Below are 12253 nucleotides of genomic sequence, written 5' to 3'. Positions count from 1 at the left end.
CCTTATGCCTTTTCGACCTTGACGATGAACGACTTGAATTCCGGTGTCTGCGAATTCCCGTCGCCCACGGAGGGCGTCAGCGTGTTGACGAGATAGCCCGGCTTCGTGAGCCCCTTGAAGCCCCAATGCAGCGGCAGCCCGACCGTCTGTACCTTCTTGCCTTCGATCATCAGTGGCTTGATCCGCTTGGTGACGACCGCGACGGCCACCACGTACCCGCGGTTCGATGAGACCTTGACGCGCTCGCCCGCCACCACGCCGATCTCCTTCGCGAGGTCTTCGCCGATTTCGACGAACTGCTCAGGCTGGATGATCGAGTTCAGACGCGCGTGCTTGGTCCAGTAGTGGAAATGCTCGGTCAGACGATAAGTGGTCGCGGTATGCGGGAAGTTCTCGTGCGAGCCGAACGCGGCCCGGTCGCCCGGGAAAACGCGCGCGGCCGGATTGCTGACGACCAGCTTGTTGTTCGGATGCATCGGGTTGTAGCCGAGCGGCGTTTCGAACGGCTCATAGTGTTCGGGGAACGGACCTTCGGCCATCCCGTCGCGCGCGAAGAAGCGTGCGACACCCTCCGGATTCATGATGAACGGATTCATGCCGTTTTCAGGCGGCTCGTCGATCTTGAAGTCCGGTACGTCGGCGCCCGACCACGTGCTACCGTTCCACGCGATCAGCTTGCGGGTCGGATCGAACGGCTTGCCGGTCGTGTCGCATGATGCGCGGTTGTACAGCACTCGGCGATTCGCCGGCCAGGCCCACGCCCAGTTCAGCGTATTGCCGACACCGGTCGGGTCCGAGTTGTCGCGGCGGCCCATCTGGTTGCCCGCCTGGGTCCACGCGCCGCAGAAGATCCAGCATCCGCTCGCGGTCGAGCCGTCGTCGCGCAACTGCGCGAAGCCCGCGAGCTGTTCGCCTTTCTTCGCCAGCACCTTGGTCTTGTCGGTCGGGTCGGTGACGTCCGCGAGAGCACGGCCGTTGAACTCCATCGCGAGCTCTTCGGGTGTCGGACTTTGCGGGTTCGAGTACGGCCAGTTCAGGTTCAGGATCGGATCGGGATACTTGCCGCCGTCCTTGCGATAAGCGTCGCGGATCCGCGTCCACAGCCCCGACATGATCTCGAGGTCGCTCTTCGCCTCGCCGGGGCCGTCGCCGCCTTGCCAGTGCCACTGCAGCACCCGGCTCGAGCTGACCAGCGAGCCGCGCTCTTCCGCGAAGCAGGTGGTCGGCAGACGGAACACCTCGGTCTGGATCGATGCCGCGTCGACGTCGTTGTGCGGGCCATAGTTCTTCCAGAATTCGGACGTTTCAGTGGCGAGCGGATCCATGATCACCAGCCACTTCAGCTTCGCCAGACTTGCGCTGATCTTCGCTTTCCACGGTGCCGCGGCGAGCGGGTTGAAGCCCTGCGCGATATAGCCGTTCATCTTGCCTTGATGCATCAGCTCGAATTGCTGCAGCATGTCGTAGGACTTGTCGAGCTTCGGCAGATAGTCGAAACCGAAGTTGTTTTCGGCCGTCGCGTTGTTGCCCCACCACGACTTCATGAAGCTGACGTGGAACGCGCGATAGTTGCGCCAGTAGCTCAACTGGTTCGGCCGCAGCGGCTGGGTGGCGCGCTTCGCGATGTACGCGTCGAAGTCCTGCTCCGCTTCCGTCGGCAGCGTCATGTAGCCCGGCAGCAGGTTCGACATCAGCCCGAGGTCGGTCAAGCCCTGGATGTTCGAGTGGCCGCGCAGCGCATTCACGCCGCCGCCGGCGATCCCGATGTTGCCGAGCAGCAACTGCACCATCGCGCCGCTGCGCACGTTCTGCGAGCCGACCGAGTGATGCGTCCAGCCGAGCGCGTACAGAATCGTGCCGGCGCGTCCGGGAACGGCCGTCGATGCCAGCATCTCGCACACGTGCAGGAACTTCTCCTTCGGTGTGCCACAGATTTTCTCGACCTGCTCGGGTGTGTAGCGCGAGTAGTGCTGCTTCATCAGCTGATAGACGCAGCGCGGGTCCTGCAGCGTCGGATCGACCTTCACGAAGCCGTCGTCGCCGCGCGCGTAGTCCCACGTGGTCTTGTCATAGCTGCGCTTGTCGGCGTCGTAGCCGGAGTACAGGCCGTCGTTGAACGCGAAGTCGTCACGGACGATGAACGACATGTCCGTGTAGTTCTTCACGTACTCGTGCTGAATCTTGTCGTTCGTCAGCAGATAGTTGATCACCCCGCCAAGGAACGCGATGTCCGTGCCGGTGCGGATCGGCGCGTAGTAGTCCGCGACCGACGCCGTGCGATTGAAGCGCGGGTCGACCACGATCAGGCGCGCCCTGCGGTGCGCCTTGGCTTCGGTGACCCATTTGAAACCGCATGGGTGCGCCTCGGCCGCATTGCCGCCCATCACGAGAATCACGTCCGCGTTTCTGATGTCGACCCAATGGTTCGTCATCGCTCCACGGCCAAACGTCGGGGCAAGACCTGCCACCGTCGGGCCATGTCAGACACGCGCCTGATTGTCGAATCCCAGCATCCCAAGACTACGAATAGTCTTGTGCGTCAGATAACCGACCTCGTTGCTGCCTGCCGAGGCCGCGAGCATGCCCGTGGTCAGCCAGCGATTGACCTTCTTGCCGTCCTCGGTCGTCTCGACGAAGTTCGCGTCGCGGTCTTCCTTCATCAGCTTCGCGATGCGATCGAGCGCGTCTTCCCACGAGATGCGCTTCCATTCGTTCGACCCGCCCGCGCGGTACTCGGGGTAACGCAGGCGGCTCTCGCTATGGATGAAGTCGATCAGGCTCGCGCCCTTCGGGCACAACGTGCCGCGATTGACCGGATGGTCGGGGTCGCCCTCGATGTGGATGATGCTCGTCTTCACATTCTTGGCACCGTCGCCAAGGCCGTACATCAGGATGCCGCAGCCCACCGAGCAGTACGGGCAGGTGTTGCGGGTTTCAGTCGTACGCGACAGTTTGTACTGACGGACTTCGGCCAGCGCGGGTGTCGGCGAGAAGCCCATCAGGGCCAGGCTCGATCCGGTGAGCGTGGTGGCAGAGACCTTCAGAAATTGTCGCCGAGTCATTTGCGTCATTGAATGGCCTCGACTCTTTCGGGGACGAAATTGATTATAGGTGCCGATTTCGCGACATGCAGCTTGAACGTAGTGCATTCGCCACCCGGATAAGTAACACAGGCGACGGTCGCTTGAAATGGGTTCCTCGTCCGAACCGGCTGCCTCGGCGGTTCACGAATCGCGAAAACCTCAGTCGAAAGACGGTGCACAAGGCAATGTGCAGCAGTAAGTAAAGCTTACCAATCGCGTGATAATCAGGACGGTAATTGTCAACGCATGTGTATTTTCGCGGTGCTACGGAAATGCGCTTTTTTTTCAAAACGCACGTTTCGATCGCACAATTGATTCGGGATAGGGCCGGCGCGCCCCTGCGGCGACGCTGCATACTGTGAATACAACCCTCATAATGCGGTCATTCGACGAACCCGACCTCCCGCCCCCATGACCCAAGCCCAAGCAAGCCAGTCGCCCCGCCTCACGAGCCTGTCGCACGGCGGCGGCTGCGGCTGCAAGATCGCGCCCGGCCTGCTGGCCGATCTGCTCAAGCGCAGCGCGCCGCTGCCGTTCTTCCCCGACCTGCTGGTCGGCAACGACACCGCTGACGACGCCGCCGTCTACAAGCTCAACGAAGATCAGGCGATCGTCGCGACCACCGACTTCTTCATGCCGATCGTCGACGACCCGTTCGATTTCGGCCGCATCGCCGCGACCAACGCGCTCTCCGACGTGTACGCGATGGGCGGCAAGCCGATCATGGCGCTCGCGATCGTCGGCATGCCGATCAACGTGCTGCCGCACGACGTGATCGCGGCCGTGCTGAAGGGCGGCGAATCGGTCTGCGCGGAGGCGGGCATCCCGCTCGCGGGCGGCCATTCGATCGACTCGGTCGAGCCGATTTACGGCCTCGTCGCGCTGGGCGTCGTCGATCCGAAGCGGGTGAAGCGCAATGCGGGCGGCCAGGCCGGCGACGTGCTGATCCTCGGCAAGCCGCTCGGCGTCGGCATTCTGTCCGCGGCGCTGAAAAAAGACCGGCTCGACGAGGCCGGCTATGCGGCGATGATCGGCGCGACCACCAAGCTGAACCGGCCGGGCGCCGAACTGGCGCGGCTCGACGGCGTGCACGCGTTGACCGACATCACCGGCTTCGGCCTGCTCGGCCATACGCTGGAACTCGCGCGCGGCTCGAAACTGACCGCTCGGGTGCGCTATGCGGACCTGCCGTGGCTGCCGAACGTCGCGAGCCTCGCCCAGGCCGGAATCTTCACCGGCGCCTCCGGCCGCAACTGGGATGCGTACGGCCACGACGTCGTACTGCCCGCCACGTTGCCACCCGCGGGCCGCGCGCTGCTGACCGATCCGCAGACCTCGGGCGGGCTGCTGGTGTCGTGCGCGCCGGAAGCGGTCGACGAGGTGCTCGCGCTGTTCCGCGCCGATGGCTTCGCCGACGCGCGCGTGATCGGCGAGATGGTGAGCGGGGAGGCGCGGGTGGAAGTCGTCTGAGGAAGGCGACTGAGGGACGCCACCGCAGAACGCGGAAAGAGGACGCGCAATCGGCCCGAACCGGCCCGAACCGGCCGCCCATGCGATAATTTCGCTCTTCCCGCAGTCTGTTTCGTCCCTACTCCCTTGAAAAACCTTCTGGTCAGCCTCGACAAAGCCGGCGATTTCGATGAAATCGTCGACGTTCGCACGCCGCTCGAGTTTGCGGAAGACCATATTCCGGGCGCGACCAACGCGCCAGTGCTGAGCAACGAGGAACGCGTGCTGGTCGGCACGACCTACAAGCAGGTGTCGCCGTTCGAGGGCACCCGGCTCGGCGCGGCGTTCGTCGCACGCAACATCGCGCACCATCTGGAAACCACCTTCGCCGACCGGCCGCGCAACTGGCGCCCGCTGATTTACTGCTGGCGCGGCGGCAAGCGCTCGGGCTCGGTCACGACGCTGTTCAACATGATCGGCTGGCCGGCGCGGCAACTCGACGGCGGCTACAAAAGCTATCGACGCGCGACGCTCGAGACGCTCGAAACCCTGCCGCGCCGCTTCCGCTATATCGCGCTGGTCGGCCCCACCGGCAGCGGCAAGACGCGCCTGCTGTCGGCGTTGCACGAGGCCGGCGCGCAAACGCTCGACCTCGAGGCGCTCGCGTCGCACCGCGGCTCGCTGCTCGGCGCCTATGCGGGCGTGTCGCAGCCGTCGCAAAAGGGTTTCGACACGCTGCTCGTCACCGCGCTGCGCGGCTTCGACGTGAACCGGCCGGTGTTCGTCGAGGCGGAAAGCCGGCGCATCGGCTCGGTCACGCTGCCGCTCGCGCTGCTCGAAACGTTTCATCGCGGCGCGTGCGTCGAGGTGCACTCGAGCCGCGAGGATCGCGCGGCGTTCTTGCTGCAGGATTACGCCCATCTGTTCGATCATCCCGACTATCTGAAGGGACAGCTGGAACGGCTGATCGGCCTGCACAGCCGCGAGCGGATCGCGGGCTGGCTGCAGCTCGTCGACGGGAACCAGCGCGCCGAACTCGCGCGCGAGCTGATCGAACGGCATTACGATCCCGCGTACGCGCGCAGCAGCGGCCAGCATTTCGAGCAACTGCCGGATGCGCTGCAACTCGAATTCCGCCCGAACGACGCCGACGTCGTCGAACAGGCGAAAACGCTGCTCGCGCAACTTGACAGCAGCACGCTCGTCATCGGCTGACCTCTAACGACAATTCACAACCATCATGCAATCAACCCTTCAGCAACCCCGCGTCAAGCTTGGCTGGATCGTGTTCCTGCTGATCGCCGTGGTCGGTCTCTTCTATGTGAAGTGGTTTCCGTACTACAACCGCGCGTTCGTCGCCGCGAGCCAGCATTCGATCGGCAAGTCGATCCTGATGGGCACGTCGGCCAGCGCACCGGCAGCCTCGTGGCAAGCGGCGATCGATTACGCGCTCGCCTACGGCAAGGCGATCTGGCAGGCGATGGTGCTCGGGCTGCTGCTCGGCTCCGCGGTGCAGGCGCTGATTCCGCCGCAGTGGGTCGCGCGCGCGCTCGGCCGCGCCGACTTCAACAGCGTCGTCAAAGGCGGCCTGATGTCGTTGCCGGGCATGATGTGCACCTGCTGCGCGGCGCCGGTCGTCGCGGGCCTGCGCGCACGCGAAGCGGCACCCGGCGCGGCGATTGCATTCTGGCTCGGCAATACCGCGTTGAATCCCGCGACGCTGATCTTCATGGGCTTCGTGCTCGGCTGGCAGTGGATGGGCCTGCGGCTCGCGCTCGGCATCGTGATGGTGTTCGGCCTCGGCTACCTCGTGAACCGCATGGTCACGCCGCAGGAAGCGGAAGCGTCGCGTGAGGCCGTCGCGCAACTGGTCAGCGCCGACGATCCGGGCACCGCGTTCTCGCGCTGGATCAAGATTCTCGGCCGGATGACGCTGCGGCTCGTGCCGGAATACATCGTGCTCGTGCTGATTCTGGGCGCGGCGCGCACGTGGCTGTTTCCGCATATCGGCCCGGATATCGACAACAGCCTGCTGTGGATCATTGCGCTGTCGATCGCCGGCACGCTGTTCGTGATTCCGACCGCCGGCGAAGTGCCGATCATTCAGGCGATGCTGTCGTTCGGCATGGCCGCCGGCCCCGCCGGCGCGCTCCTGATGACGCTGCCGCTCGTCAGCGTGCCGTCGCTCGCGATGCTCGCGCGGTCGTTTCCGCGGCGCGTGCTGACGGTGGTGACCTGCGCGGTAGCGGTGTGTGGTGTAGCCAGCGGTTTGCTGGCCGTTGCATTGGGCTTTTGAATGGGCTCTCGAGTCTGAGCTGTAGAAGAAGGAAGCATGAAACGCATTGCCGCATTTGCCGTAACCTGCTGGTCCGCCGCCGGGCTGCTGTACCTGGGACAGCATTCGGTGGCGTTGATCGTGCTGAGCGGCGTCGTGGCGCTCGCGGGGTTTGATCTGCTGCGGCCCTGAGGGCCGCGTCGATTCTCTCCGCTCGCTTCGCGGACTGTGTGGCTAAGTCGCCAGCGCGTCACGAATCGCCGCGAGCCACAACGCCACCGCCTGCGCGCCGGGGTCCACATGACCGAGCGCGCGTTCGCCGACGTAGCTCGAACGCCCGCGTCGCGGATGCATCGATGCGGTGCGCAACGCGCCATCGGTTGCCGCGGCCACCGCGGCTTGCAACGCGGCATCGGTCGACGCCGCCTGAGCGAGCGCGTCATGCAGCGCTTCGGCGGCGGGCTTTAGCGCATCGACCATCGTGCGATCGCCTGGCCTCGCGCCACCCAACTCCATCAATCCATCGACACCGGCGCTGAACGCCGCCGCCCATTGCCGCGCGGTGGTCTCGCCCGACTGTTCGAGCGCGACCGCCGCGCGCAGCAGCATCACCGCGTACAACGGACCTGACGTGCCGCCCACCACGCGCCGCACCGTCGCCGAGATTGCGCGCAAGACCGCGCCCGGCGTCGTCTCCGACGCGTAGGAATCGAGTTCGAGCTGCACCGCACGTGCGCCGCGCGCGAGGCTGATGCCGAGGTCGCCGTCGCCGACGCGCTGGTCCAGCTCGGTCAAGGTCGGCTCGGCTGCCAGCAGGCACTCGCAGACCGCTTCGATCGCGCGTCGCAGCGTCGCGTCACGTGCAAGCGTCGCGCCGCTCGCGCCTTGCGGTGCCGATGGCGCGGCGCGCACCGCGACCGGCGCGATGCGTCCGCTCAGCGCTGGCCATGCGCTCGTCTGTGCGGCGGCGTCGAGCAGGTTCAGCCGGTCGTCGTCGACACGCAGCAGTGTCAGCGAGACGCCGGCCATTTCGAGCGCGCTCAGGAATGTGCCCGCCCACGCGCGCGCGACTTCGATGCCGCGCCGGTCGAGCTCGCGCAGCGCGGCGCCGGCCACCACGTTGAGTTCGCTCGACGGCGTGCCCCCCAGATTGTTGACGAGCAGCGCGACGCGCTCGCCTGCCTGCAACGCGAGATCGTCGACGATCTTCGTCAGCAGCTTGCCGACGATCGCGTCGGCAGGCTCCAGCGCCCCCCGCGCCACGCCGGGTTCGCCATGAATGCCGAGGCCCCATTCGATTTCGCCATCTGCCAGCTCGAAGCCCGGCTTGCCCGCGGCCGGCACCGTGCAGGGTGTCAGTGCGACGCCCATCGTGCCGAGCGACGCGGCCGCCTCGCGAGCGATCCGCGCGACCTCGGTCAACGGCAAACCGCGCGCGGCCGCCGCCCCCGCGATCTTGTGAACCAGCACCGTGCCCGCGAGTCCACGACGGCCCGCGTGATCGCCGCTCGCGCTCAACGCGACGTCGTCGGCGACGATCATCATCTCGACGGGGATGCCTTCGGCGCGCGCGATTTCGGCCGCGAGGCCGAAGTTGAAGCGGTCGCCCGTGTAGTTCTTGACGATCAGCAGCGCGCCCGCGGGGCCGGTCACTGCGCGGATCGCGTCGAGTACCGCATCGGTGGACGGCGACGTGAAGACCTCGCCGGCCACCGCCGCGCTCAACATGCCGCTGCCCACGTAGCCACCGTGGGCGGGCTCGTGGCCCGAGCCGCCGCCCGAGATCAGCGCGACCTCGCCGCGTGCGGCCACGGCCTCGGCATCGGCGCGCACGACGATCGTGCCACCCTGCAATAGCGAGAGATGGGGATTGAGCGCGACGAGCCCGTCGAGCATGTCGGGGACGACGGTGGACACATCGTTGATGAGCTTCTTCATTGCGTCAGCTCCGTTGGATGCTGCCGACATAGCGTGACCCTACGATGCGATGCGAACGGCAGTCGGATCGGCGGCGAAAGGGGAAGGCCTAACTGTACCGCGCCTTGACGAACGACGACGCGATAGCGCGCGAGCTTCGAGGCGCAAGCAGACAACGAAAACGCAGGGGATGGGATGCCGAACGGCGATGCTGGGGGAAAGACTGGAAGGATTTTGACTGGACCGTAGACGAAAGCGGAACCGCTTTCGTCTACGTCACAGATGCGTTGGTAGGCTCGATTGGATTCGAACCAACGACCCCCACCATGTCAAGGTGGTGCTCTAACCAACTGAGCTACGAGCCTTTAGAGGCGCGAATTATAGAGACTCGTCGCGCACTGCACAAGCCCTTGCCGCGATTTATCGCGAGGCGTGCATCTGGATCAGTTGGTCGTGGCCCATTCGGTGTGTGGATCCAATGGATAAACCGGTCGCTTCACGTGCTCGAAGCTGAACAGAGCATAGTCCGAACTGGTGACGCCGCGGCTATCGCATTCGACGAGTGCCGCCGCGATCGGCATGAACACCGGCCGGCAATACATCCGCGATTTGAGCAACAGAAAACGCGCGCGGCGCGGATCGATGCCGACGCTCTCGAACACGCCGAGGTCCCACGGCTCATGCGTGCGCTCGGTCACGACGAGCTTTACCGTGCCGGTGTCGAGCACGGCCGCGCGTCCCATGTAGGCGCGCTGGCCGGTGTAGGTCGGGCCGCTGATCACGTATTCGCCGTCGGTCAGCGCGCGCACGACGCCGCTCATGGCAAGCGGCGAACGCGCCGGCAATGCATCGTTCGTGAGCTTGTTGCCGATCGCGAGCGTGACCGTGCTGCCGACATTCGCGGCCGCCAACGCCGCGACCGCCTGCGGGTCGCACAACGGCCCGCTGACGATGCCTTCGAGGCCCTGCTTCAATGCTTCCTCGAGCAGATCCATCGTGTCGCACGTGCCGCCCGACATGCAGTTGTCGCCGTGATCGAGCAGCAGCACCGGCTTGTCCGCGCCGCGTGCAAGCGAGGCCGCCCGCGCGACCGATTCGGCAAGCGGCGCACTGCGATAAACGAAATCGTCGCGCTCGTCCCAGATCTGTCGCGCGATGCGCTCAGCGACCGCCTCCGCAGCGGCGCGCTCGCCATTGCTCACGACGACGACGCTAATGCACGGCGCGGGAATATCGGCGAGCGAGAAGCCGGCCAGCACCGACACCGCGAGCATGCCGTCGGCCTCGGCGGCGCGCGCGGCATCGAGCGCGCGTTTCATCGCTCCGTCGGCGCTCGCGCTGCGCAGCGTGTGCGTCAGCAGTGGCGGTTGACGCCACGCGATCATCGGCTGCGCGCGGCCCTCGATCATGTCGAACAGCAACCGCGCCGCGTGCGCGCCAGTCTCGTACATGTCGACGTGCGGATAGGTCTTGAAGCTGACGATGACATCCGCGTTGTCGATCATCTTCTGCGTGACGTTACCGTGCAAATCGAGCGCGACCGCGATCGGCGCGTGCGGCAGCAACGCACGCACGCGCGCGAGCAGATCGCCTTCGCCATCGGTCGAATTCTCGGCGACCATCGCGCCGTGCAGATCGAGCAGTGCGGCGTCGCAGCCCGTTGCGGCGGTCACGATCGCGTCGCAGATCGCATCGTAGGCGGCGGCATCGACCGGCCCGCTCGGATTCGCCATTGCGGAGATCGGCGTCACGATCTCGGCGTGCGCGCGCTCGGCGGCGTCGATGAACGCGGCCATCGCCGTTTGCATGCCTTTGTTTTCCTCGAATGCGGCACGTGCGTAGCTCGGGCCGTAGCGGCCGAATGCGGCCAGTGGGGTCTCTACCGGCGAGAACGTGTTGGTCTCGTGGTTCATTCGTGCGATCAGGATTTTCATGAGCGTAAGGTCCCCGACTTTGACGTTGCGGTCAGCATCGCTTGCAGCGGCGCGTTGCAGCTTGCTTTCGGGTGGTCGGCGCGACGCGTGCCAGGTGGACTGCGTCGTGGCCCACGTCGCTGATCACGCCCGATCGACGAAAGACCAAGGCGCAGCGCGCTCTGCCCGAGGTCGGCGACCCAGTGCGCGGATGGTCGGCGATCTGTTCGATGTCGCTCGCGAAGGAGGTCTCTGCACCGTTGCTTGCGCTGTTTGTGGCGTTGTTGCCCTGCTTGCAGGCTGCTTGTGTGCAGGGCGCGCGCCATGGTTGATCCGTCGTGGTGAGCGATGCGTCATTGGCCACGACTTGCTCAGGTCGGCTTCCTGATGGGCGTCGTTCCAGTTGCCATGATAGAGAGGTTTTGGACGAGGCAGATGGCCGGCCGTGCGCGAGGACGCGGCGCGTCGACGCCTTTCAGTAAGTAAGCATGAGCGGCAAAAGCGCTGGATTCGGCGGAAGCGGACGACGCAACGCGGGGGCCTACGGCGCGAATCCGCTCGACTTCACGCGCCTCGAGGTACCGGCAATCTGCGCGGAAGTGGCCACTAGCAAACGTTTTCGTCAAGGAAAGCGCGCAAGATGCAATGAAGGCTCAACCTTTTGCGAAGCGCGCCGTTATTGCATGTGCTCAGGCAACCCCCTTGGATCTCCATGGCACAACCGATTCCTTTCCGCAACACTGGCGCCGCCCGCGCGCGGCATGCCAAAGCCATGCTGTTGCCCATCGCGCGTCAGATCGCCGACGATCTCGCATTGCGAGTTCATCTGTCGCTCGATGCACTGCGCCGCGGCGTCGGCACGAAGAGCGACGCACAAACGCTCACGCAGATCATGCTGCTGACCAGCTACCTGGCCGATGCCGGCTTCGGTTCGATGAGTCATGAAGAGCTCCACGCGGCGGACCGCGCCTCCGCGAGGATGTTCGACGCCGGTCGGGAACGCGACGAATGGAGCCTCGACGATGCGGGGTTCGAGCTCTTTGCATCGATCGCGACCAGTTACGATCGGCAATTGCATCGCGCTCCGCTTTGGGCGGTTACCGAGGCCAGTGAAAGGCTCGACCGTTTTATTGCGGGTGCATCCGATCGGGCACTGGCGCGTAAGCGGGCTTAGCGCTTTTTTGTAGAAGTACTCACCGCGTAAACCAAAAGGGCACGGAGGTTAGGCAAGCGTGTCGGGAACTGACGGGTTACGCGGATGCGCTTCGGACTGGAAAATGATGAAATGCGCAAAATCGGCGCGTAAACGCAAAAACCCCACCCTGTAGGGGGTGGGGTTTCTGACGGGGTGAGGAGCCTGACGATTACCTACTTTCACACGGGCAATCCGCACTATCATCGGCGTGGAGTCGTTTCACGGTCCTGTTCGGGCTGTCTCTTATACACATCTGACGTTGCCGACTACTCCTTACTTGTCGATGTCGGGTGTGGCCGTTTAATTGTAATGGATAAAAGATAGGTGATGTCATCTTGTGGATGGCGCGCGCTTATCCTAACCGTGGACTGCAAGTATTTAATACTAAGATGCTATCAGATAGGACTGCAAATAACATTTT

Annotated in this window: 9 protein-coding genes and 1 tRNA gene; 5 read left to right on the top strand and 5 right to left on the bottom strand. The window is 64.8% G+C overall.

Annotation, left to right across the window (positions count from 1 at the left end):
• Positions 1-2: 2 nt before the first annotated feature.
• Positions 3-3071, bottom strand: coding sequence for a formate dehydrogenase-N subunit alpha (gene fdnG, locus CI15_RS27630; RefSeq protein ID WP_153041213.1), 3069 nt, complete (start codon positions 3069-3071; stop codon positions 3-5).
• A gap of 423 nt (positions 3072-3494) precedes the next feature.
• On the opposite strand from fdnG, the gene selD reads away from it, so the two are divergent.
• From selD to CI15_RS38115, 4 genes are all read left to right on the top strand, one after another.
• Positions 3495-4553, top strand: a complete 1059-nt coding sequence (gene selD, locus CI15_RS27620; RefSeq protein ID WP_062134295.1) for a selenide, water dikinase SelD — start codon at positions 3495-3497, stop codon at positions 4551-4553.
• Positions 4554-4679: 126 nt separating this feature from the next.
• Complete coding sequence (gene mnmH, locus CI15_RS27615) at positions 4680-5747, top strand: tRNA 2-selenouridine(34) synthase MnmH (RefSeq protein ID WP_062134293.1); 1068 nt, start codon at positions 4680-4682, stop codon at positions 5745-5747.
• A gap of 25 nt (positions 5748-5772) precedes the next feature.
• Complete coding sequence (locus CI15_RS27610) at positions 5773-6828, top strand: permease (protein WP_062134290.1); 1056 nt, start codon at positions 5773-5775, stop codon at positions 6826-6828.
• A 36-nt stretch (positions 6829-6864) separates the two neighbouring features.
• Entirely contained in the window at positions 6865-6999 is a 135-nt protein-coding gene (locus CI15_RS38115) for a hypothetical protein (protein WP_277621146.1), read from the top strand.
• 42 nt (positions 7000-7041) lie between these two features.
• Here the strand turns inward: CI15_RS38115 and dhaK are convergent, their stop codons facing one another.
• From dhaK to CI15_RS36795, 4 genes are all read right to left on the bottom strand, one after another.
• Entirely contained in the window at positions 7042-8745 is a 1704-nt protein-coding gene (dhaK, locus tag CI15_RS27605) for a dihydroxyacetone kinase subunit DhaK (protein WP_062134287.1), read from the bottom strand.
• A 267-nt stretch (positions 8746-9012) separates the two neighbouring features.
• A tRNA-Val gene (locus tag CI15_RS27600) sits at positions 9013-9089 on the bottom strand.
• A gap of 78 nt (positions 9090-9167) precedes the next feature.
• Positions 9168-10658 carry a M81 family metallopeptidase gene (locus CI15_RS27595; protein ID WP_062134284.1) on the bottom strand — a complete coding sequence of 497 codons (1491 nt, stop codon included), beginning with the start codon at positions 10656-10658 and terminating at the stop codon, positions 9168-9170.
• Between the two features lie 31 nt (positions 10659-10689).
• Positions 10690-11001, bottom strand: a complete 312-nt coding sequence (locus tag CI15_RS36795) for a hypothetical protein (protein WP_153041212.1) — start codon at positions 10999-11001, stop codon at positions 10690-10692.
• 348 nt (positions 11002-11349) lie between these two features.
• On the opposite strand from CI15_RS36795, the gene CI15_RS27585 reads away from it, so the two are divergent.
• Entirely contained in the window at positions 11350-11811 is a 462-nt protein-coding gene (locus CI15_RS27585; protein ID WP_062134277.1) for a hypothetical protein, read from the top strand.
• Positions 11812-12253 lie beyond the last annotated feature (442 nt).

The organism is Paraburkholderia monticola (assembly GCF_001580545.1).
In the GTDB taxonomy this organism is placed as follows: domain Bacteria; phylum Pseudomonadota; class Gammaproteobacteria; order Burkholderiales; family Burkholderiaceae; genus Paraburkholderia; species Paraburkholderia monticola.
Note: the sequence above shows the minus strand (reverse complement) of the source record. Positions and strands in the feature narration are given on the sequence as shown.

What these genes read in the sequence shown, in the direction of transcription:
- selD (WP_062134295.1), top strand. Translation starts at nt 3,495, where the DNA reads ATGACCCAAGCCCAAGCAAGCCAGTCGCCCCGCCTCACGAGCCTGTCG.
- CI15_RS27610 (WP_062134290.1), top strand. Translation starts at nt 5,773, where the DNA reads ATGCAATCAACCCTTCAGCAACCCCGCGTCAAGCTTGGCTGGATCGTG.
- CI15_RS38115 (WP_277621146.1), top strand. Translation starts at nt 6,865, where the DNA reads ATGAAACGCATTGCCGCATTTGCCGTAACCTGCTGGTCCGCCGCCGGG.
- dhaK (WP_062134287.1), bottom strand. Translation starts at nt 8,745, where the DNA reads ATGAAGAAGCTCATCAACGATGTGTCCACCGTCGTCCCCGACATGCTC.
- CI15_RS27595 (WP_062134284.1), bottom strand. Translation starts at nt 10,658, where the DNA reads ATGAAAATCCTGATCGCACGAATGAACCACGAGACCAACACGTTCTCG.
- CI15_RS27585 (WP_062134277.1), top strand. Translation starts at nt 11,350, where the DNA reads ATGGCACAACCGATTCCTTTCCGCAACACTGGCGCCGCCCGCGCGCGG.